Source organism: Burkholderia sp. FERM BP-3421, from assembly GCF_028657905.1.
Taxonomy (GTDB): domain Bacteria; phylum Pseudomonadota; class Gammaproteobacteria; order Burkholderiales; family Burkholderiaceae; genus Burkholderia.
In genome coordinates this window covers 1,584,554-1,605,695 of record NZ_CP117781.1, presented here as the reverse complement: position 1 = coordinate 1,605,695, position 21,142 = coordinate 1,584,554, and the positions used below count along the sequence as shown (strand labels likewise).

General features: G+C 67.4%; 22 protein-coding genes and 1 pseudogene. 12 read left to right on the top strand and 11 right to left on the bottom strand.

Translation table 11 applies throughout. The features are described 5' to 3' along the window. Window positions 1–3: 3 nt before the first annotated feature. The 3 genes from Bsp3421_RS10090 to Bsp3421_RS10080 are packed head-to-tail and all read right to left on the bottom strand — an operon-like array spanning window position 4 to window position 1,747. The gene (locus tag Bsp3421_RS10090) at window positions 4–651 is read right to left on the bottom strand and encodes a hypothetical protein (RefSeq protein WP_273995780.1); all 648 of its coding nucleotides are present in this window, start codon (window positions 649–651) and stop codon (window positions 4–6) included. 9 nt (window positions 652–660) lie between these two features. Continuing rightward, the gene (locus Bsp3421_RS10085; protein WP_273995779.1) at window positions 661–1,173 is read right to left on the bottom strand and encodes a DUF4150 domain-containing protein; all 513 of its coding nucleotides are present in this window, start codon (window positions 1,171–1,173) and stop codon (window positions 661–663) included. After that, a complete protein-coding gene (locus Bsp3421_RS10080) occupies window positions 1,160–1,747 on the bottom strand; it encodes a hypothetical protein (protein ID WP_273995778.1) in 588 nt (195 codons plus the stop codon). The genes Bsp3421_RS10085 and Bsp3421_RS10080 overlap by 14 nt, the downstream gene beginning before the upstream one ends. 91 nt (window positions 1,748–1,838) lie before the next feature. Between Bsp3421_RS10080 and Bsp3421_RS10075 the strand changes: the two genes are divergently transcribed. Then, window positions 1,839–2,150 carry a hypothetical protein gene (locus Bsp3421_RS10075; RefSeq protein WP_273995777.1) on the top strand — a complete coding sequence of 104 codons (312 nt, stop codon included), beginning with the start codon at window positions 1,839–1,841 and terminating at the stop codon, window positions 2,148–2,150. 121 nt (window positions 2,151–2,271) lie between these two features. On the opposite strand, the gene Bsp3421_RS10070 is transcribed toward Bsp3421_RS10075, so the two are convergent. The 4 genes and pseudogenes from Bsp3421_RS10070 to Bsp3421_RS10060 all read right to left on the bottom strand — a co-directional run bounded on the left by Bsp3421_RS10070 (window position 2,272) and on the right by Bsp3421_RS10060 (window position 4,281). Then, complete coding sequence (locus tag Bsp3421_RS10070; protein ID WP_273998343.1) at window positions 2,272–2,664, bottom strand: DUF2169 domain-containing protein; 393 nt, start codon at window positions 2,662–2,664, stop codon at window positions 2,272–2,274. 121 nt (window positions 2,665–2,785) lie between these two features. Further along, window positions 2,786–3,214: pseudogene (locus Bsp3421_RS34305) on the bottom strand (DUF2169 domain-containing protein); the annotation flags it as partial. A gap of 92 nt (window positions 3,215–3,306) precedes the next feature. Further along, window positions 3,307–3,753, bottom strand: coding sequence for a DUF6484 domain-containing protein (locus Bsp3421_RS10065; RefSeq protein WP_273995776.1), 447 nt, complete (start codon window positions 3,751–3,753; stop codon window positions 3,307–3,309). 141 nt (window positions 3,754–3,894) lie between these two features. Further along, window positions 3,895–4,281 (bottom strand): hypothetical protein, encoded by a 387-nt coding sequence (locus tag Bsp3421_RS10060; protein ID WP_273995775.1) that lies wholly within the window; start codon window positions 4,279–4,281, stop codon window positions 3,895–3,897. 862 nt (window positions 4,282–5,143) lie between these two features. Between Bsp3421_RS10060 and tssF the strand changes: the two genes are divergently transcribed. From tssF to Bsp3421_RS10010, 10 genes are all read left to right on the top strand, one after another. Continuing rightward, the gene (gene tssF, locus Bsp3421_RS10055) at window positions 5,144–6,952 is read left to right on the top strand and encodes a type VI secretion system baseplate subunit TssF (protein WP_273995774.1); all 1,809 of its coding nucleotides are present in this window, start codon (window positions 5,144–5,146) and stop codon (window positions 6,950–6,952) included. Between the two features lie 139 nt (window positions 6,953–7,091). After that, window positions 7,092–7,949 (top strand): sap1 transcriptional regulator SapR, encoded by an 858-nt coding sequence (gene sapR, locus Bsp3421_RS10050; protein ID WP_273995773.1) that lies wholly within the window; start codon window positions 7,092–7,094, stop codon window positions 7,947–7,949. Window positions 7,950–7,960: 11 nt separating this feature from the next. After that, window positions 7,961–8,524: a D-alanyl-D-alanine dipeptidase gene (gene ddpX / locus Bsp3421_RS10045; protein WP_273995772.1), complete on the top strand. Its 564-nt coding sequence runs from the start codon at window positions 7,961–7,963 to the stop codon at window positions 8,522–8,524. Window positions 8,525–8,579: 55 nt separating this feature from the next. After that, window positions 8,580–10,181, top strand: a complete 1,602-nt coding sequence (locus Bsp3421_RS10040) for an ABC transporter substrate-binding protein (protein ID WP_273995771.1) — start codon at window positions 8,580–8,582, stop codon at window positions 10,179–10,181. Next, window positions 10,178–11,239 carry an ABC transporter permease gene (locus Bsp3421_RS10035; RefSeq protein WP_273995770.1) on the top strand — a complete coding sequence of 354 codons (1,062 nt, stop codon included), beginning with the start codon at window positions 10,178–10,180 and terminating at the stop codon, window positions 11,237–11,239. The genes Bsp3421_RS10040 and Bsp3421_RS10035 overlap by 4 nt, the downstream gene beginning before the upstream one ends. A 37-nt stretch (window positions 11,240–11,276) precedes the next feature. Further along, complete coding sequence (locus tag Bsp3421_RS10030; protein WP_273995769.1) at window positions 11,277–12,218, top strand: ABC transporter permease; 942 nt, start codon at window positions 11,277–11,279, stop codon at window positions 12,216–12,218. Between the two features lies 1 nt (window position 12,219). Beyond that, window positions 12,220–13,098, top strand: a complete 879-nt coding sequence (locus Bsp3421_RS10025) for an ABC transporter ATP-binding protein (RefSeq protein WP_273995768.1) — start codon at window positions 12,220–12,222, stop codon at window positions 13,096–13,098. Beyond that, on the top strand, window positions 13,095–13,859 hold the full coding sequence (locus Bsp3421_RS10020) for an ABC transporter ATP-binding protein (protein ID WP_273995767.1): 765 nt from the start codon (window positions 13,095–13,097) through the stop codon (window positions 13,857–13,859). The genes Bsp3421_RS10025 and Bsp3421_RS10020 overlap by 4 nt, the downstream gene beginning before the upstream one ends. A gap of 81 nt (window positions 13,860–13,940) precedes the next feature. Further along, on the top strand, window positions 13,941–14,195 hold the full coding sequence (locus tag Bsp3421_RS10015) for a GlsB/YeaQ/YmgE family stress response membrane protein (protein WP_273995766.1): 255 nt from the start codon (window positions 13,941–13,943) through the stop codon (window positions 14,193–14,195). Between the two features lie 332 nt (window positions 14,196–14,527). Continuing rightward, the gene (locus Bsp3421_RS10010; protein ID WP_273995765.1) at window positions 14,528–14,860 is read left to right on the top strand and encodes a type 1 fimbrial protein; all 333 of its coding nucleotides are present in this window, start codon (window positions 14,528–14,530) and stop codon (window positions 14,858–14,860) included. Window positions 14,861–14,880: 20 nt separating this feature from the next. On the opposite strand, the gene Bsp3421_RS10005 is transcribed toward Bsp3421_RS10010, so the two are convergent. Together Bsp3421_RS10005 and Bsp3421_RS10000 are read right to left on the bottom strand one after the other, a co-directional pair. Then, entirely contained in the window at window positions 14,881–15,753 is an 873-nt protein-coding gene (locus Bsp3421_RS10005) for a LysR substrate-binding domain-containing protein (protein ID WP_273995764.1), read from the bottom strand. A 106-nt stretch (window positions 15,754–15,859) separates the two neighbouring features. After that, complete coding sequence (locus Bsp3421_RS10000) at window positions 15,860–16,696, bottom strand: peptidoglycan DD-metalloendopeptidase family protein (RefSeq protein ID WP_273995763.1); 837 nt, start codon at window positions 16,694–16,696, stop codon at window positions 15,860–15,862. 364 nt (window positions 16,697–17,060) lie between these two features. Here Bsp3421_RS10000 and Bsp3421_RS09995 point away from each other — a divergent pair, with 364 nt between their 5' ends. After that, complete coding sequence (locus Bsp3421_RS09995; protein WP_273995762.1) at window positions 17,061–17,633, top strand: hypothetical protein; 573 nt, start codon at window positions 17,061–17,063, stop codon at window positions 17,631–17,633. Window positions 17,634–18,239: 606 nt separating this feature from the next. On the opposite strand, the gene Bsp3421_RS09990 is transcribed toward Bsp3421_RS09995, so the two are convergent. Together Bsp3421_RS09990 and Bsp3421_RS09985 are read right to left on the bottom strand one after the other, a co-directional pair. After that, window positions 18,240–19,715, bottom strand: coding sequence for a TolC family protein (locus Bsp3421_RS09990; protein ID WP_273995761.1), 1,476 nt, complete (start codon window positions 19,713–19,715; stop codon window positions 18,240–18,242). Then, window positions 19,705–21,123 (bottom strand): HlyD family type I secretion periplasmic adaptor subunit, encoded by a 1,419-nt coding sequence (locus Bsp3421_RS09985; protein ID WP_273995759.1) that lies wholly within the window; start codon window positions 21,121–21,123, stop codon window positions 19,705–19,707. Before Bsp3421_RS09985 ends, Bsp3421_RS09990 begins: the two co-directional genes overlap by 11 nt. Window positions 21,124–21,142 lie beyond the last annotated feature (19 nt).

Sequence of the window (21,142 nt, the reverse complement as noted above, 5' to 3'; positions counted from 1 at the left end):
TCTTCAGGGAAGCTCGAATATCGGCTCGCCTTCCATCACGCCGCGCCCGCCCATCCCGCCCAGCAACTCGCCGAGCCCCTGCAGTCCGCGCCCTGCCGCTGCAAGCCCCTGCTGCATCGCCTCCACCGTCCGTGGGTCCATGCCCTGGAACAGCAGCTTGTCTTTCGCATAAGACTCATCGGGTGCCACGACGAGCGCCTCCACTTTGGTTCCTTCGCCGCATCCGCAGCTTTTTGCGCTCAGCTCCGGCTTCCCACCATAAGGATCCTTGCCGCCGTTTTCCTGGGTATTGATGTCGTTGTAGTCATCGAGCTGCGTGTTTCCATTCGCCCCCACCTTGGTCCCCCACTTGTCCGGCGTCTTGTCGGCCCGTGTGAACTTGAGATCCACCACGCTCGTGTTGCCGTTCTCGGTGATCGTCAGGTCGGGCCGGCGCACCTGTTTCGCGACCTTGCCCATGAGGCTCCGGATCGCCTGCCACCAGTTGCCATAGCCGGACACCCAGCCGCCGCTTTCCAGCCCCCACGCTCTCTGCGGCGCCACCTTCATTCCGCCGACGTCCGTGACCCCCTTGACCGCCTCCCACGCCGCCTGGAAACACTTTTCCTTGTCCGACATCTTGCCTTGCGGCTTGTCTTCGTCGTCCACCATCATGTTCTCCTAGGCTTCCATACTGCCGCTGATCCCGCCCATCCTTTGCACGAAATCCTTCCCCATGGCCTCGTCCGCCTTGTCCTGATCGCACCAGCAAAAAATCCGGCACAGCAACCCACCCTGCGCGAGCAGGTTGCCCTGCGTTTCTGCCGGGCTACCGGTGTTCGGCCCATTGCCGTTCATCATCATCGGATCGGACAGGCGGGCCGCATTGCGCTGCTCGATCTTCACGTCGAAGCTGTAGTTCGTGAACTTCGCCCAGCCCCGGTTGACCCCGGACACCACGCCGCCCCCCGCGCCCGGCTCGTTGCCATAGCTCGGCCGGAACTCGGATTCCTTCAGCGCGGCAGGCACGCCGTTCGTCGTCACGGTTCGCGAGCCGTTCACGAGATCCTTCGAGAACGCGGTATTCACGTAAGGCACGACGCCCGCGCCCGGCGTCTTGCAGAAATCCGGCCCGGCGCTCATGACCGAGCCGTCGCTGTGCTGATGCACGATCGTGAGGTTATTGACAATCACTGTCGGAATCATCGCTTGCTCCCGCGCCTCGCAAGTCCAGCCGGACCGCCGCGCGCCACGGTTTGACATCGGACGAGGCCGCCACCATCGCGCGGCGATAGCCGTCCAGCCCATCCAGCAGGTCGTGGTGCGCGAGCAGACAGTTCAGCGCCGCCGAGGCCGCGCCGGTATCTCCCCACACCTCGGCCGGGTGCCGCAAGTCGAGCGGACTGCGGAACGCATGCCCATTGCGCAGGAATGCGAAGTCCCACTCCGCGCTGCGCCATGTCTCGCCGTTCAAGTCGGCGTAGCAGCAATCGATGCGCGCCGCCCCGGCAGGCGCCGACGCCTGAGTCTGAGCCAGCGCCAGCGTCAAGCCGCGCCCTTGCGTCGCCTTGCCCTCGAACCACAGATCGGGCTCGGCGCCGAAGCCGACGCCGCCCAGCACCACGCCCGGACGGCCGCTGCCCGCGACGCCCTGGTCCCGTCGCACGACGGCGAACGCGGCGCCCTCGCCGGGCGTGAAGCCATGCGGCGTATCGCGCGCCTTCACGCGCCGCCCTTGTTCCAGCCAGTGCAAATAGTCGAGATCCACGAGCGAATCCGCCGCGCCGACGACACAGGCCTCGTATCGCCCCCTCGCCGATCCAGTGCGCGGCCAGCGCGAGCGCCGAGATGAAACCGACATGCCCCGTATCGAACACACGGCTCGCCTCGCGATCCGCGCCCTCGTAAGCTGCGATGATCGCGCGCGCGATCGATCCCATGCTCGTCTTCGGCAAGCCGACGCGATGCGGCGGCAAGGCCAGCAGCAACGGCACGCCGGCGCGCAGCGCGCGCGCGGCGTCGAGGTCGCCAGCGCCCTCGCGCAGCGCCTGCGCGAGCGCCGTCCGGCCGAGTTCGACGATGCGCTCGCCGACCGGCAGGTCGTCGTCCAGGCAGTCGAGCTTCGCGACGACGAGGTCCGCGCCGAGCCACGCGCTCGGATGACGCCGTGAATGCGCGATGCGCGGGCATCCGGCCAATACGGCGTTGGCCGCTTCCGCTGCGTTCAAGCCCGCCGCGCAGATCGCGCCGAATCCGGCGAACGCCACCGGCGCGGTCGCCGTGGACGCCGGCTCAGATACCGAAGCGGGTGCGATCGTAGGCATGGCGTTTGGTGTCGATGTGCGTGACGTCCACGATGCGCGCGTCGCGTCCGCAATTGAGCGTGCTGCGCCACACGAGGATCAGGCGCGCATCGTCGGGTTCGAGCATGACGCGATCGAGCTGCACATCCTGCCGCACGCGTTGCTTCCCGAGGTAGGACTGGATATTGAAGAACACCCGCGGCAGCGTGAACGCAAGCCGCGCCTGCGGCGCGAGGTGCGACAGCACCGCCCGCTCGCCGCCGACCAGGGGCGCGTCGGTGCGCATGCCCGGCGCACCCGCATTGAAAAAGGCGGGCTGGAAGTCGTCCGGAACCAACGGTGCGCGGGTCCGCATCCACTGTTCGTCCGCCGTACCCGCCAGCCGCTTGCGCGCCGCCCATGCCGGCGGAATCGCAGCCCAACCGGCAGGGGGCGGTCGATCCCCGCCAACTGCGGATCAGCGACGCAGGCGCCTCGACCTGCGGCAACGGCCGATCGACGGCGGAAGCAGCGTTCGCATAGTAGCCGCACCCGACAGGATTAGGTTCGTAGACGCTGTCGTCGTCCGCGCACACGCCGCCGAACGCCTGTTCGTAGCGCAGCGGCACCCGCGCGAACGGTTCCGGCTCGGAGCTGCGCACTCCGGTAAAGCGCCGCTCCCAGCGGCGGCTGCCGAACACGCGCAGCCGCTGCGCGAGCGGCCCCACCTCGACACCCACGTCGAGCCGCCGCACTGGCGCACCGTCCGGCGCATGAGCGGATGCGTTGACGATCACGGCCGTCCCGGGATGCGCATAGACCAGTTCGGCGTCGCGTCGCAGCGTGGAAGCGCCGGCCTCGCCGAAGTACTCGGGCGCGCGCATCACCGGCTCCTGCGCGTCGGCTAGCTCGATCGAACCATCCGGTTCGACGCGGTAGGTCGCCTTGATCACGACCACCCAGATGTGGTCGCCGGCCGCGTTGTACACGACCGCGCGCTCCGCAGCGAACGGCGTCGCGTTGACGATCTGCAGCACGCGCGCGCCTAGTTGATCTCGACCGTCGCGCCGCGCAGGCGCTGCGTGCCGGTGGCATAGCTCGCGATCGTGCTGCCGCGCAAGACGATGCGCCCGTCGCGGCTCAGCGACAGGCTCGCGGCCCCGCACCGCAAGGACAGGTCATGCGCGGACTGGAACGCGAGCGACCCCGCGAGCGCGCCCGCCGGCTCGACGGATCGTCGGATCAGGCCCAGCACGATCGGGCGCAGCGGGTCCGCCTGCTGGAACAGCAGCGCAGCCTGACGCCCCACCGCCGCCGCATCGAGCGCCGCGGCGCACAGCGCCGCGAGCGGCGTGCCCGCTGGATTGCCCGGGTAGTCGACGTACACGCCGCGCAGCGCATCGACGCACGTGATCGTACCGATCGCGATGTCGCCATCGGTACGCGCCTCCGCGTGTTCGTCCAGCACGTGCAGTCTCTCGATCTTGCCCATGGAACCTCTCCCCGTTGTCCGGACCGTCGCCCGTCGGTGCTGCGAATGGATGTCCACCTTGTTGCCGTTGATGCGGATCGGCGCCGCCCCGTCGAACGCGATGCGCGCCCCGTGCGGGAAAAGGGCCGCTGCTGTCGAGAATCAGCGTCGCCTTGCCGCGCTCGTGGCCGGGGCGTCGAACCGGAAGCACGTCGGTTCGTCGCCCCGACCGGAGGAATCAAAGCCGCGCGGCCCGCCCTCGGCGTCTTCGTGCGTGAACGGCGCGGCGCAGCCGTGACAATGCCGCGCCGAACCGCCGGACCTGCCGCTCGATGCTTGCGGCGAAACCGTCGCGGGCGGCCCGATCAACGGCTTCACCGTTATGTTGGAATCGCGCGGAACCGGACCGCGCCGCACGTCGAACGGCGTCGATAATCCCTCGGCGCACTGAAAATCGCCGAACTCCCATGCGACGGTTCCGGAAAGCCATGTCTTGATCGTCAGCGGGCGACTGCTTTGCAGATTCAGGAAACCCGCAATATCTGACATTTGCATTATCGCCCCCGAATATCGAATTATTGGCGCCGATTAAGACGACGCATCATAGCGCCGCGCCGCCTTTAAAACCACTGCCATTTCGTCGAGCAACGCAACCGCCAGCACCAGCCGATACGATCCGGTAAATTCGACAAATCGAGCCAGATCATAATTTTTCGGAAAGGTAAATAATTCAAGCTTTCTTGCCTGGCAACATTAATTCCGCAAAATATCCGGAAATCCGAACCTCGATCGACCGAATGGCCTTAAATTGAACCGCGCATTATATTGATGAGCCGTAACGTGATGCATGCCGCGCCGACATTTACCTTTCACCGGGTTACGTTCGAATCATGCCGAAGTCCCCCGCTTTCCGGGAATCGTATTGCCGCCGTTTCAAAGCGGAATGCCATTTATCGAATTGCGCCGCGCGCGTCGCAAGCCGTCAATCCGGCGCGCTTGAGTTCGACGGCGTGAATGCCGCGCGCCTCGAATCGACCACCCCGCCGGCGCGAACCTCGGGCGGCCGCTCGATCCCAGGCTCCCCCTCATCCCGCGTACCTGCACGCGCCCGAGCAGCCGCAGTCCGGCGCGCCCCGTTGCGCGCCGCCCGCTGCGATTCCGCGCCGGGCTCAGCCCTCCCCCTGGAAACGCCCCATGACGGATCGTGTGCCCCACGCCGCCGCGCCCGAGCGTCCCGGCAACCGCCCGCCGGGCGCGCCGCGTCGGGCGACCGTCGCCGGCTGCGCGTTCCACGTCGGCGTCGGCATGACGCGCCGCCGTGCGAATGGGAACCGTCGGCGCGGCGCATGAGCGGCCATTGACGTCGACCGCGCCCGAAGCCACCACCCCGCCCCGATCCGCGAACGCCCACATGGATAACCTGCTGCCCTACTACGAACGCGAACTCGCGCTGCTGCGCGAGTCGCTCGGCGCGTTCGCGCTGCGGCACCCGAAGATCGCCGCGCGCTTCGCGGTGAGCGACGGCCATGCCGAGGACATCCATGTCGAGCGCCTCGTGCAATCGTTCGCGCTGCTCGGCGCGCGCATCGGCGAGGTGCTCGACGACGACATCCCCGCCTTCACCCACGCCCTGCTCGGCACGCTCGATCCCGCCACGCTGCGCCCGTTTCCCGCCTGTTCGATCGCCCGGTTCGAGCCCGGCGATGCAGCCGGCCAACTGACGACCGACATGACCGTGCCGCGCGGCACGCAGCTCGAAAGCCGGGTGGGCGCCTGCCGTTTCCGCACCGCCTACGACGTCGTGCTGACGGCGCTGACGGTTGCCGACGCGCGTTACGGGCCGCCCTCGAACGCGCCCTCGCATGCACGCCTGCCGGAGCGCACCGCCGGGATCCTGTCGATCGGCTTCACGCCGTCGCAGGCCGAACGCCCGTTCCCCGCGAGCGTGGCGCCGACCGTGCGCCTGCATCTGCACGGCGACCCGATGCTCGTGGCCGCGCTCAACGATGCGCTGCTGCTGAGGGCCTCCGCCTCCTTCATCGAGGTGGACCGCGACGGCCGCTGGAAGCCCCTCGCCAAGGTGCCGCTCGCCGCGGCCGGCTTCGATGCGCACGACGCGCTCGCGACGCCCCCCGAGTACTCGCACCCGGCCGCGCGCCTGCTCGGCGAATATCTCGCCTTCCCGGCCAAGTTCGCCTTCGTCGATCTCGATTTCGCGCGGCTCGCGCGCGCGGCCGGCCCGTGCCGCCACCTCACGCTGCATCTGCCGATCAGCGGCGCGGCCGACGACGCGCCCGCCCTGCGCGCGCTCGACGCCGTCGCGGCCGCGCACCTGAACCTGTTCTGCACGCCGATCGTGAACCTGTTCGAACTGGACGGCGCGCCGATCGCCGTCAAGCCGGGCGTCGCACACTACCCGGTGGCGCCGCAGACGCTGCGCGCGAGCGGCGTCGACGTGCATTCGGTCGACGCGGTCGGCATGCTGCGCCGGAGCGCGCCCGGCAGCGACGCGGGCACGCCCGTGCCGCCTTACTGGTCGCTCGGGCACGGCCGCGCCGCGTCGCGCAGCGCGTGCTTCTGGATCGCCGAAACACAAGGGCCGGCGGACCGCGCGCTCGCGATCACGCTCGTCGACCTCGACGGCAAACCGACCGCGCCCGACGCGGATCAACTGAGCCTGAGGCTGACCTGCTCCAACGGCGACCGGCCGCGCACGCTGCCCTATGGCGCGCCGGACGGCGACCTGCTCAACGAAAAGGACAACCTCGCCGCGCGCATCGCGATGCTGCGCCCCGCCTCGCCCCGGCAGTCGCCGCGCCAAGGCCGCGGTGCGCACTGGCGGCTCATCGCCGGCCTCGCGCCGCACGTCGTCATGCTGCTGCCCGCCGGGCTTGCCGCGCTCAAGGGTCTGCTGCTGCGCGGCAACGCGGGCGACGCGCCGCAGATCGAGGGCATCGTCGATCTCACGCACCGCGCGGTCATGCAATGGATGGCCGTGAAGCCCGTTTCCACCTTCGTGCGCGGCGTCGAGATCACGCTCACGCTCGACGAAGCCGCCTTCGTCGCGAGCAGCCTGCATACGTTCGCCGTCGTGATGGACGAATTCTTCGCGCCCTATGCGCCGCACAGCGGATTCATCCAGATCGTGCTGCGCGGCCGCGGCAGCCGCCGCGAGCTGTGCCGGCGTCCGCCCCGCATGGGCGAGATGCCCTTGCTGTAGCGCCCCCGTCGCCCGCGAGCACACGCGAGACGCTATCATCGTCCCCGCACCATAGTTTTTTTAAGCTGGCGCGCATTATTTTGACTTCGTTAGATGAATGACATTTTCGCCACACACGACAAATATCTAACACACCCTCATGCCGCCCGCCTTCGCCGAGACCGTCGAAGCCCGCTTTGCCGACCTGACGCCCACGGCGAAGCGCATCGCGAGCTACATGCTCGCGAACCTGGATCGCCTCGGTCTGGAGACGGCTGACCAGATCGCGCAGCAAACCGGCACCAGCGGCATCTCGGTCGGCCGTTTCCTGCGCAGCGTGGGCTACCGGAACCTGGATCACCTCAAGCGCGAGCTGCGCGGCGACGCCGAGCGGCCCTGGCTCATCACCGACCGCCTCGACGCTCACCGGCGCACGGCGCCCGCGATGGAGGCCCGCACGCTCGACGCCTCGCTCGCGCGCGAGCTGGACGCGATCCGCCACGTCTACCAGTTGGCCGACGGCCCGGTCTTCGCGCGCGTCGCCGACCGCATCGCGCAGGCCGACGCGGTATACATCCTCGGCATCCAGTCGACGCGCGGCGTCAGCAATGCGTTCCAGAGCTACCTCGAATACCTGCGCCCGCGCGTGTTCTATGTCGACGGCCTGTCGGGCGCCTACGTCGATGCGCTGAATTCGGAATTCGCGCAGCCTTATTGCATCGTCACCGACATCCGCGCCTACGCACGGATCGCGCGGCGCTATTGCACGGCGGCCGCCGAACGCGGCGTGCCGTTCGCGCTCGTCACCGACCCGTACTGCGCCTGGGCGCGCGAGCTGCGCTGCGACCTGTTGCAGGTCAAGACCGACGTGGGCCAGTTCTGGGATTCGCTCGCGCCGCTCACCTGTCTCTTCAACCTGCTGATCACGGCGGTGGTGGACCGGCTCGGTCCCGCCGTCGACGCCCGGGTTGCCCGCAACCGCGCGTTGCAGCGCGCCTTCGATCAGTTCGAATCCTGAGGCACCGCGCCATGACCCCATCCCGCCTCGTCGAAATCACCCCCGCCGCGCACGACGTCGAGCTCGATCTCGTCTACGCGACCGACCGCAACCTGACCGGCCGGCCGATCTACCGGCATGCGCATTGCCTGCTGCTGCCCGCCGCCGCGGCGGCGCTGCGCCGCGCGGTGCGGATCGCCGCGCAGGCCGGCCTCCGGCTGCGCCTCTACGACGCGTACCGCCCGCCCGAAGCGCAACGCATCCTGTGGAACTGGCTGCCCGATCCAGCCTACATCGCCGATCCCGCGCGCGGCTCCAATCACAGCCGCGGCGCGGCGCTCGACCTGACGCTGGTCGGCGCGGACGGCCACGCGCTCGACATGGGCACCGGCTTCGACGAGATGACGCCCGACTCGCAGCATTTCCGCGACGGGCTGCCCGAGGCCGTGCAGCGCAACCGCCTGCTGCTGCTCGGCGTGATGCGCGCGGCCGGCTTCGCGCATATCGCCGGCGAGTGGTGGCATTACGAACTGCCCGACGCGCGCGCCCTGCCGCAGATCGGCCATGCCGACTGCGGCCCGTGGCGGCTGATGTGAAGCCGCTCCGCCCCGGCCATGTCCCGCCCATGATTCACCGACTTCCGGAGTTCGCATGAAGCCCCTGCTGCCCAGGCTCGCCCTCGCGCTGGCCGTCGCGTCCGCCTGCCTTGCCGCGCCGCCCCCCGCGCGCGCCGCCACGCCGAAGGACATGTTCGTGATGGCGACCCTGCTCGACGAATTCACCTCGCTCGATCCGGGCGAGATCTACGAGCTGGTGCCGGAGGAATACGTCGCGAACACCTATGACCGCCTCGTGCGCGTCGATCTCGCCGACCCGGCGAAATTCAACGGCGACGTCGCGCAATCGTGGCAGGTGAGCCCCGACGGCCTCACCTACACGTTCAAGCTGCGCCCGGGCCTCGCGTTCCATTCGGGCAACCCGCTCACGGCCGACGACGTCGCCTGGTCGATCCAGCGCACGGTGCTGCTCGACAAGGGGCCGGCCGCGGTGCTGGCGGGCCTCGGGCTCACCAAGGCGAACGTGCTGCAACGCGTGAAGAAGCTCGACGACACGACGGTCTCGATCACCACCGACCAGAAATACGCGCCGACCTTCGTGCTCAACGTGCTCGGCGCCTGGCCCGCGTCGGTGCTCGACCGCAAGCTGCTGCTCTCGCACCAGCAGGGCGGCGACTTCGGCAGCGGCTGGCTGAAGACCAACGAGGCGGGCTCGGGTGCGTACCGGCTCGTCAAGTGGGCCGCGAACGACAGCCTCGTGCTGCAGCGCTTCGACGGCTATCGGCTGCCGCTCGCGATGAAGCGCATCGTGCTGCGCCACGTGCCCGAAGCGGCCAGCCAGCGCCTGCTGCTCGAAAACGGCGACGTGGACGCGGCGCGCGACCTGAGCCCCGACGATCTCTTCGCGGTGCAGAAAAGCGGCAAGGCGAAGGTCACGCCCTCGCCGCAGGCCACGCTGCTCTATCTCGGCCTGAACACGAAGAACCCGACGCTGGCGAAACCCGAGGTGCAGGAGGCGCTGAAGTGGCTGGTCGACTACAGCGGCATCCAGAGCCACGTCGTCGAGACGACCTACCAGGTGCACCAGACCTTCCTGCCCGACGGTTTCCTCGGCGCGCTCGCGCGCAATCCATACCGGCTCGACGTCGCGAAGGCCAAGGCGCTGCTCGCCAAGGCCGGCGTGCCGGACGGCTTCACGGTCACGATGGACGTGCGCAACGATTACCCGTACACCGACATCGCGCAGGCCGTGCAGGCGAATTTCGCGCAGGCGGGCGTGAAGGTGCGGCTGATCCCCGGCGACAACAAGCAGACGCTCGCGAAGTACCGCGCCCGCCAGCATGACATCTACATCGGCGAATGGTCGGCCGACTACATCGACCCGCACAGCAACGCGCAGGGCTTCGCCTGGAACCCGGACAACTCGGACCGGTCGAGCTACCGGATGCTCGCGTGGCGCAACGCCTGGGCCATCCCGCAACTCACCGCGCGGACCCAGGCCGCGCTCGCCGAGCCGTCGGCCGCGCGGCGCGCGCAGCTGTACCAGGCGATGCAGCAGGACGTGCTCGCGCACTCGCCGTTCGTGATCCTGTTCCAGAAGGTCGCGCAGGTCGCGACCCGGCCCGGCGTCGGCGGCCTCGCGATCGGGCCGATCAACGATCTCGTCTCGTACCGCAACCTGAACAAGCAGCCATGACGCCCGCGCCCGACCCGGTTCCCCGCTCGCCGCGCAGCCGGCCCGCCGCGCGCGCGCTGCTGCGCGCGCTGCGCTGGGCGCTGACGCTCGCCGTCACGTTCGCCGGCCTGCTCGCGCTGACCTTCGTGATCGGCCGCAAGGTGCCGATCGATCCCGTGCTCGCGATCCTCGGCGATCGCGCGTCGGCCGACGCCTATGCGGCCCAGCGCATCGCGCTCGGCCTCGACCAGCCGCTCGCGACGCAGTTCATGATCTATGCGCGCGACGTGCTGCACGGCCAACTCGGCATCTCGCTCCTGACCGCGAACCCGGTGCTCGACGACATCCGCCGCGTGTTCCCCGCGACCCTCGAACTCGCGACGCTGGCCACCCTGATCGGCATCGCGCTCGGCGTGCCGCTCGGCGTCGCGGCCGCGGTCCGCCACAACCGGCCGCTCGACCACGCCGCCCGGTTCGTCGGCCTGATCGGCAATTCGGTGCCGGTGTTCTGGCTCGGCCTGATGGGCCTGCTGCTGTTCTACGCGAAACTGCACTGGGTCGGCGGCCCCGGCCGGCTCGATCCGCTGTACGACGGCATGGTCGAGCCGCGCACCGGCAGCCTGCTCGTCGACGCGGCGCTGGCCGGCGAGTGGGAGGTGTTCCGCAACGCGCTGTCGCACATCGCGCTGCCCGCCGCGATCCTCGGCTACTACTCCGTCGCCTACCTGAGCCGGATGACCCGCTCCTTCATGCTCGACCAGTTGAGCCAGGAATACATCGTCACCGCGCGCGCGAAAGGCGTATCCGAGCGCCGCGTGATCTGGCGTCATGCGTTCGGCAACATCGCGGTGCCGCTGCTCACGGTGATCGCGCTCACCTACAGCAACCTGCTCGAAGGCTCGGTGCTGACCGAGATCGTGTTCGCGTGGCCCGGCATCGGCTCCTACCTGACGGGCGCCCTGCTGAACGCCGACATGAACGCCGTGCTCGGCGCCACGCTCGTGATCGGCGCGATGTTCATCACCGTCAACCTCCTGACCGACGCGCTGTATCGCGTGTTCGATCCGCGCGCCCGCTGAACCGGCCGCGCCCGCCTCTCCGCCTACGTCGACCCTCATGGCCACGCTTCCCGACTCCCCCGTCCCGCCGCCCGCGCCTCCCGGCCTGCGCGCCTGGCTGCTCACCGACGCGCCGCGCTCGCGCCGCCAGGCCGCGCTCGGTCTCGCCTACCGGCGCTGGCGGCGCTTCGCCGCGAACCCGCTCAACCTGTTCGGCCTCGCGATCCTCACCGCGCTCGTCGTGGTCGCGCTGATCGCGCCGTTCGCGATGCCGCACGACCCGCTCCAGCAGGTGCTGCCCGATCGGCTCCTGCCGCCCGGCACGCCCGCGCACTGGCTCGGCACCGACCAGCTCGGCCGCGACATCCTGTCCCGGCTGATGGACGGCGCGCGGCTGACGCTCGGCATCGCCTTCCTGGTGGTCGCGATCGTGGTGCCGATCGGCCTGCTGATCGGCACCACGGCCGGCCTGTGCGGCGGCTGGATCGACAGCGTGCTGATGCGCCTCACCGACATCGCGCTCGCGTTCCCGAAGATCGTGCTCGCGCTCGCGTTCGCCGCCGCGCTCGGGCCGGGCGTGCTCAATGCGGTGGTGGCGATCTCTCTGACCGCGTGGCCCGCCTATGCGCGCCTCTCGCGCGCCGAGACGCTGCGCATCGCGCAGGCCGACTTCCTGCACGCGGCGCGCCTGCAAGGCGCGTCCGGCCCGCGCCTGCTGCTGCGCTACGTGATGCCGCTGTGCCTGTCGTCGGTGATCGTGCGCGCCACGCTCGACATGGCGGGCATCATCCTGACCGTCGCCGGGCTCGGCTTCCTCGGGCTCGGCGCGCAGCCGCCGAGCCCCGAATGGGGCTTCATGGTCGCCTCGGGCCGCAACGTGCTGCTCGACGCCTGGTGGGTCGCGACGCTGCCCGGCTGCGCGATCCTGCTCGTGAGCATCGCCTTCAACCTGCTCGGCGACGGCTTGCGCGACGTCCTCGACCCGCGCCATGGAGCCTGACATGACGCCTCCATCAACGCCCGCCCCGCCGCCGCTATGCGAGATCGACGGGCTGCAAGTCAGCTTTCGCGGCCATGACGGCCGCGAGATCGAGGCCGTGCGCGACCTGTCGCTCACGCTCGCGCCCGGCGAACGGCTCGGCATCGTCGGCGAATCGGGCTCCGGCAAATCGCTGACCGGCCGCGCGCTGCTCGGCCTGCTCCCGGACAGCGCGCACTGGCGCGCGCGCGGCCTGCGCTTCGCCGGCCGCGACCTGCTCGCGCTCTCCCCGCGCGAACGCCGCCGGCTGTGCGGCAGTGAAATGGGCATGATCCTCCAGGATCCGAAGTTCTCGCTGAATCCCGTGATGACGGTGGGCGCGCAGCTCGCGGAGGCGTTCCGGCTGCGCGAGCCGCGCCTGCGCGGCGCCGCGCTGCGCGCGCGGATCGAGGACGCGCTGGCCGCCGTCGAGATCCGCGAGCCGCGCCGGGTGGCGGCCGCGTATCCGCATGAACTGTCGGGCGGCATGGGGCAGCGCGTGATGATCGCGATGATGGTGTCGACCGGGCCGCGCCTCCTGGTCGCCGACGAGCCGACCTCCGCGCTCGACGTGGCGGTCTCGATGCAGGTGCTGGCGGTGCTCGACGCGCTGGTCGCGCGCCACGACACCGGGCTGCTGTTCATCAGCCACGACCTGCCGCTCGTGATGTCGTTCTGCGATCGGGTGGCGGTGATGTATGCGGGGCGCGTCGTCGAGACCTGCGCGGCGCGCGACCTCGCGCATGCCAGCCATCCGTATACGCGCGGATTGCTCGCCGCGACGCCGCCGCTCGCCGATCCGCCCGACGCGCTGCCGGTGCTGCGGCGCGATCCGGCCTGGCTCACGGGAGAACCGCGATGATCGAAATCCGCCATGCCTCGGTACGCTTCCCGACCCGCGGCGGCCACGTCGACGCGGTGCGCGACGTCAGCCTCGACATCGCGCGCGGCGAGGCATTCGGCCTCGTCGGGGAATCCGGCTCCGGCAAGTCGACGCTGCTGCGCGCGCTGACGGGCCTCGCGCCGTTGTCGGCCGGCACCCTGGCCATCGACGGCCGCACGCCCGACGGCGCACGCGATCGCGCGCTACGGCGCGACGTCCAGATGGTGTTCCAGGATCCGTATGCGTCGCTGCATCCGCGCTTCACGGTCGATACCACGCTGCGCGAGCCGCTCGCGATCCAGCGCCTGCCGGATCCGGATGCGCGCATCGGGCGCGCGCTCGAGGAAGTCGGCCTGGATCCGTCGTTCCGGTTCCGCTATCCGCATCAGCTGTCGGGCGGGCAGCGGCAGCGCGTCGCGATCGCGCGGGCGCTGATCGTCGAGCCGCGCGTGCTGCTGCTCGACGAACCGACATCCGCGCTCGATGTTTCCGTTCAAGCGGAAATTCTGAACCTGCTGCGACGCCTGCATCGCGAACGCGCGCTGACGATGCTGCTCGTGAGCCACAACCTCGCGGTGGTGGGGTTTCTGTGCGGGCGGGTGGCGGTGATGCGCGACGGTGCGCTCGTCGAGCAACTCGACGTCGATGCGATTCGCGCGGGGCGCGTGGCGAGCGATTACACGCGCGGGTTGCTGCGCGCGACCCAGGGTTACCGTCGGCATGCGGCATCGGCCGCCTGACGCGATGCGCGCCGCTGAACTCCGCGGCCGCGCAACGGTCTATGATGATCTGCTGTTGTCAACAATGGGGGGCTTTTTTTCATGATCCAACTCATCGAAACACTGATCGTCGGCTTCGTCGTCGGGCTGCTCGCGCGCGCCATCAAGCCCGGCGACGACAAGATGGGCTTCCTGATGACCATCCTGCTCGGCGTCGCGGGCTCCGTGATCGCCGGCTACCTCGGCCGTGCGGCCGGCTGGTATCAGCCCGGCCAGGGCGCGGGCTGGATCGCGTCGATCATCGGCGCGATCGTGCTGCTGTTCGCCTACGGCGCGATCCGCAAGCGCGCGACGTGATGCGCTGAAGCACGGCGCGCCTCGCGCGCATACCGCTGCAAGCCGCGGCCTTCCTGTTCGGAAGGCCGTTTTTTTTGCCTGTCTCGGCACAACGCCATCCGTCGACGCCGACCATCCGCTTAAACGCGTACGTAGTCTCCTGACTTGCCCTCGATCATTCGCATTTCTATCTTTCACTTGTGATTCGGACAAGTATGATCTAACCGTCAGCTTCGCTGAATACTGCTTAAGTTTCTCCGGGAAATGTCGTTTACGCAGAGAGCACCGTGGCGTATCGGACTGCTGTTCGTCGAGAACCTTGGCCGCGCTGCGCACAATCGAAGGAGCTACACATGCTACGCCGCCCGACCCTCGCGTCTTTCGCCGTTGCCGCCACGTTGCTGAGCCTGTGCGGCGCGGCACTCGCACAAAGCGGCATGATCCGCTTCTCCGGCATGATCGTCGAACCGCCCTGCAACTTCAGCCTCGCCGCCGCGCCGGCGGATCGGCTTCAACTGCGCTCGGCGTGCCCGCGCCCCGCCTCCGGCAACGTCGCGTTCGTCGACAACGACAATCAGAAGGTCCTGCGCACCGTCCGCTTCACCGAAGCCAGCCAGCCGATCGGCGTGCCCGCGAACCAGCACGATCGCGGCCAACGCCTGATCGCGGTCGTTACCTATCAGTAATCTCGACGGCTCGGCGCCTGCTATGCACGGTGGGCGGCGAGCCACTCGCTGAGCAGCGCGACCTGGCGCGAGCGGGCGGCGCTGTCCGGATAGACGAAGTAATAGCGCGCGCCCGTGCGCAGTTCGATGTCGAACGGCTTCACGAGCCTCCGAGCAATGACGTCGTCGTCGCTCAGCGTGACGTCGCTGATCGCCACGCCGAAACCCTGTAGGGCGGCTTGGGTGGCCAGGTCCAGCGTTTCGAAACTGGGCCCGTGAGCGGGATCGACGTTCGTCACGGCGGCGTGGTCGAGCCACATGCGCCAGTCGCGGTGGTCTCGGGTTGGGTGGAGCAGCGTGTGTTGCGCGAGGTCGGCCGGGCCGACGAGCGGCTTTTCGGCGAGCAGTTCGGGCGTGCAGACGGGTGTCAGGCGCTCGTCGAACAGCGGCACCGCGCGCACGCCGGCGCCGGGCGACACGCCATAGACGATCGCCGCGTCGAACGGCTCGCGCTGGAAGTCGACTTCGTGCTGCCAGCTGGTGGTCATCTGCACCTGCGGATCGGGATGCTCGCCCTGGAAGCGCGTCATGCGCGGCAGGATCCAGCGCATCACGCAGGTTGGCACCTTCAGCGCCAGGCCCGCGTGTTGACGCGTGAGCCGCAGGGAAATCTCCTCGATGCGCGCGAAGCTGTCGGCGACGACCGGCAGCAGTTGCTCCCCTTCCGCCGTCAACGTCAGGCCCTTCGCCTGGCGGCGGAACAGCGGGAAACCGTAATGCGCCTCCAATGACTGGATCTGCCGACTGACCGCGCCCTGTGTGAGGCACAGGGCATCGGCCGCGCGCGTGAAGCTGCGGTGGCGCGCCGCCGCAACGAAGATTTGCAGGGCGTTCAGCGGAGGAAGACGACGCATGGCGGCAAGCGGAAAACGTGAAGCGGGACGCGTGCGGGTGGGCGCGCTTGGATCGTCACGATAAGCGAAACGAAAAGATTGCGCGAGCCGGCGTGTGCCGCGGCGTCTAGCTTTGGCTTTGCTTGCCCGGCAGGTACGGCATCGGGTCGACCGGGCGGCCGTCGCGACGGACTTCGAACAGCACCGCGACCTGACCGTTGTCGACGTCGCCCATTTCGGCGATCGCGTCGCCCTGGCGCACGACGTCGCCGGTTTTTACGAGCAGCTTGCGGCTGTGCGCGTAGGCCGTGAGGAAATCCGCGTTGTGTTGAACCAGGATCAACGTGCCGTAGCCGTTCAGGCCCACGCCCGCGTACATCACCCGGCCGGCCGCCGCCGCACGGATCGGATCGCCGGGGCGGCCGGAGATCTGGATGCCGCGATTGCGGCCCGGTGTGAAACCTTCGATGACCGAACCCTGCGCCGGCCACGCGAGTGCGACGCGCTGGGCGTGGCGGGTGGCATCTTGCGCGATGCGGCGCGCGGCGCCGCGCTCGACGGGGGCGGGTGTAGTTGTCGGGGCGGCTGCGGGGGTGGCTTGCGCGGTTTGCTGGACTTGGACGCGCGGGACGATCCTGAGTACCTGCCCTGCCGCGAGCCGGCTGCGACGGCCGAGCCGGTTCCATGCGCGAAGGTCTTGAACGCTGCAGTTGTTGGCTTTCGCGATCGTCGTCAGCGTGTCGCCGCGCTTGATCACATAGCGGATCGGCGCGGGTTTGGCCGCTGCTGCGACGCCGGCGGCCGAGGCGGCGTCCGGCGCAGCCGCCGAGGCGGGCTGCGCCGCCGACGCACTCGCCTCGTCGGGCGGCGTCGTGGTCTGCGGCCCCGCGCAACCCGCGAGGACAAACGCAACCGCCATGCCCGGCAGCCATGCCGCGCGCTTCGTCATTCCGCCTTTCTTCATGCTCGATCCAACTCCCCGCGTGCAACCCGCCAAGCATCTCAAAATTAGGCCGGCCCGCCTGTAACCGGATGAAAGCATTGGTGACAAGCCCCCTCCGGAGCGCGCCCCGTGGATGTAAGTACGGCCCGGGAAGGGAAAACTTTAGGCCGGGGCGGTCAGTTTTGCCGGTTTGCGTGGGGTTGGGTTGATGGAAGTGGTAAGAATCGGGGCGATGCGTCGAACAGGGTGATGACTGTGATCAAAAGCTCAACTAACACGCACTCATGATTCGACACGAGCGAATAGGCGGCCGCCGTTCAATCAGGGAAGCCTACTTAGCTCCAACGCTCGAAGCATTTCTGCGTGACGGTAGCCATCGAGCCGTGTGAAACTGAGATTGTTTTCCCCGAAGGCTGTCCCGATTGAGTCTCAATCCGATAAATTCCGATTGTTCAACGACGACTTCATCAAAATGGCTAATAACAGACCACGAAAGCGAAAAACAAATCCCCCTCGCAGAACGAAACTCACAAAAGAAAGCGCGATCGCACTGATACTCGCCGCGATTAGCGCGGCGTGCTCTTTATCTCAGGCCGGAGCAGACCCCAATGTCCATACCATGATCCGGCACGCGGCCAATGCACTTGGCATTGGCTTTCAAAAATCTGCAGCGATCATCGGGAACGACATGATGGGACGAGGGCTCCCGGAGGATCAAGTCGTCGTGGAAATCTGCATGCGCCTGCCCATCATTCTCGACGCAATCAAGGAACTGAGCCACGAGAACGCGCAGGCCTCCATGAGATACGTGATGGCGCACGGAAACGAAACGCGAAATGCTGCGCTACGCCGCTTACAGGAAATAACGATCGAGCGATTACGGGAAAATCGGGATCTAGCAGGGGTGGTGATCGCTGTCCTGGAGCAACACGCACTCGCCCCGGAAGCTCAAGGTTGAGCCGGAGTTCCACCACGCTGAACCAGCGCTTGCGACGCCAGCCACATTCAGCGGCAAAGAAACAGCCGAACATCGAGGCACCCATGTCGGCTGTTTCCAGCTTCGCAAACGCTCCAGCGAGCACTTGAAAAGGTACCTCCCGCCCTCTCAAGCCTGCTCACTCCCCCCAATCGAACTTGCGCCCGACGACGGAAAGGTCACGCTGCGCTGGAACATGTGGTCCAACATGCCGCCCAAGCTGCGCGCATTTTTCGATCGATTCGTCGCGACGGCGCGGGAAGCGATTCGGTAGCGGAGACGTACGAGCATGCGGGCGCGATCACCGTTAATCGGGCCGCCTGCAGTGCAACGGACGACGCGACGCCTGCGCGGGCTTTGCACACAGCCCCACCGCGACAGCTGACGACGTGGTTCGTCGACAAGCCCCGGCGGCCGCCACCAATCGTGCGGTCAGCGTGGCGTGTGGCAATTCCGGCGATCGACGCGAACCCGTTGGAGAGGCAGCAGCTACCGCGACGGTGGAGATTGATCCAGTTATCGGCATTGACACCGCTCTCGAACATCCTGATGGCTTGGCACCGCACGTGCCGTCGTCAGACCGTTCATTCACGGTTTCGATTCGTCGCTCGATAGGTTCCACATTCCCAGCTTACCGAGCTTCGACGCCAATTGCAGGCGAGCCGAACGCCAATCGGTCAGCGCTTGAATCCGCTGCCGCTTCGCGCTGGCCATTGACGACTGCGCGTTGAGCAATTCCAAAATCTGACCGATCCCAGTCCGATAACGGCGCTCTGCTGCGTCATAAGATCGTTGCGCCAGCGTGAGTAGCCTCTCACTGTTGTCGAGATTTTTCGTGGTGCTTTGCAGCGTCTGGTAGCTGGTCCAGACATCAAGTCCCACCTGTTGCCGAATTTCATCCAGTATGCTCCGCTGCAGTTCAATCTGAGCTTCGGCCTGCCGGACCTGATAAGTCCGCATGAAACCCTCGAAAATCGGGATCGTCACCTGAAAGCCGAGATACCACTCTCGATGCGTCGCGGGGAACACGGGGTATCCCAGTTGCAGGCTGGTTGGCTGGTTGTTGTAGTTATATTGAACGACGAGGCTCAAACGCGGCAGGCCTTCGGCCCGGGTCTGGGCCGCCTTGGCCTGCGCAGCAGCGACCTGCGCCTGCGCCGCCACGACGCCGGGATAGGTGCGTTTCGCCTCGTCGATCAAGGCCACTACCGAATCGCTGAACTCCGGCGTCGGCGTAACGCCATCACCAACATCCGGCAGCACGATCGCGATCGTCGGCGCCAGATTCATATCCGACGCCAGCGTACCCATCGCGCCCAGCCATTCGCCCTCCACCTTCGTGCGGCTCACGGTCGCCTCGGCATACGAAGTCTGCGCCTGAAGTTGATCGCTGATTGCTGCCACACCGCGGTCGACTCGTCGAGTCGCCGCATCAGCACTCGTACGTGCGGTCCGCTCGATTTCACGCGCGGCCGCGAGTGCGCCTTGGGCGGCTTGGGCTGCATAGAAGTCCTTCGCGACCGACGCGAAAACCGTTTCGAGGACGGCTTGCTGGTTCGCCTGTGCTGCCGCCAGCAATTCGGCGGCGTTGCGCAACGCCGCCGAGCGCCCGCCGAAATCGTAGAGCACCCAGCTGAGCGAAACGCTGGCATTCTGCAGGTTGGCCTGATAGTTCGAATCGTATTGTGGATAGCCCGTGATGTGATTCGTCGCGTTGTCGCGCGTACCTTGCCAGCTGCCGTTCACGGTAGGCAGGAACGCGGCCCGGCCCAAGCCGACCGCCGCCGCCTGAATTTTCACGTTCGCCCATGCTTGCCGCGTTTTCGGATGATTGCAAAGTGCCCGCTCGACGGCATCCTGCAAACGCAGCGGCGTTGGCAGATCAGTGAACGTGCACAGCTTCGCGGAAGCGGCCAGCATGTCGACAGCCGCGGTTGCCGGAACCGCGCCGTTTGTCAGCAGCGGGTCCAATGCCCATGCGCCCGTGGAAGCCAGGCCAACAAGCGCCAGCACGCATCTTGTCCACCACACGCCGACATGTTCATCGATGGACTTAACGCTCACGCAAACTCTCCTGCCCCGTCTGGATGACGGGATCCAGGAAGTAGTGTGCGACGCTGCGCTTTCCGGTCTTGACTTCGGCGGTGACCGTCATCCCCGGCGTGAGGTTGATCCAGGTATCGTTTGCTCGGATCCGATTGGTCTCCAGCCGAATCCGAGTGACGAAGGTCAGCCCGCGCTTACTTTCCTGCACGGCATCGTTCGACACGGTCTCGACCGTACCTTTCAGATAGCCATAGCGGGTGTACGGAAACGCCTCGATCTTGACGATCGCCAGCTGCCCGACCTTCACGAAGCCGATATCCTTGTTCTCGATATTGGCCGCGACTTCAAGCACGTCATCCGGCACGATCTCCATGACTGGATTGGCCGCCGTCGCGACACCGCCGAGGGTGTGAACCCGCAACTGCTGGACGGTCCCGTCAACCGGCGCGGTCAGACTGAGCAGCTTCTGCCGCGTATCGGCCTTGGTTTCGTCGTTTCGACTTTGCGCCAATTGCTGCGTGGCCTTGTCCAGCAGATCAAGCTGCGCGCGCCTGAAATCCGATGTGACCGAGGCGATTTCTGCACGCTGCTGCGCAATACCAGCCGTCAGTTCCCGGGCATGGCTGCGCTGGGCAGCGAGTTCGTGTTCCTGGCCCAATGCGGTTTGCTCCTTATCGAGATACTCCGTCCGCGCGACATATTTGTCCGATGCCAACGCGCGATAATCATCCGCTTGCTGGCGTGCCAAAGGCGCGGTCGCGACCAATTTGGCAATCTGCTGTTGCGTTGTGCCGAATTCGGCCTCGCGTTTCATCAGTTCTGCCCGAGCACTATTCAGCTTGTCGCGATATTCGTTATAGAAGCCCTCAGCGAAATGCTGGGCCTCCGATTGCTGCTGTTCGCTGGCACCCTCCACCAGGCCGAGCGTCGGCGCCTGTGCGTGGACCTGTGCCAATAGCAGCGCGCGCGACCGCTCCGCTGTTAGCGCGGCATCGATCCGGCTTAGCCGTGCCTTGTCGGAATCCGCCGCCGCCTGGGTCGTATCAAGCTCCATCAGCAATTGCCCGGCCTCGACCCGTTGTCCGTCACGGACCATGATCTGACGGACAACGCCCGTCAACGCCGGTTGAATGGTCTTGACCTCCTCGCGGGGAATCAGCTTGCCCGGCGCGGTGGCGACAATATCGAGTTTCCCGAAAAACGCGATCAATACCACCACCGCACTGAGCGCCACGAAGACGCGCATCGTCCAGAGTGGCAGCGGGTGAACCGGTGTTTCGACCAGCTCGAGACTGGCGGGCAGGAAGGCGCGCTCGTGTTCGAGGCGTGGTTGGGTGTCGAGCTCGCGGCGAATCAGCCACGATTCTCGGAAAACCGCGACGTAGCGGCCCAGCAGCGTGCTGACCCCTGGGAGTATTGATTTCATGGACAGCAACCGGAAGAAG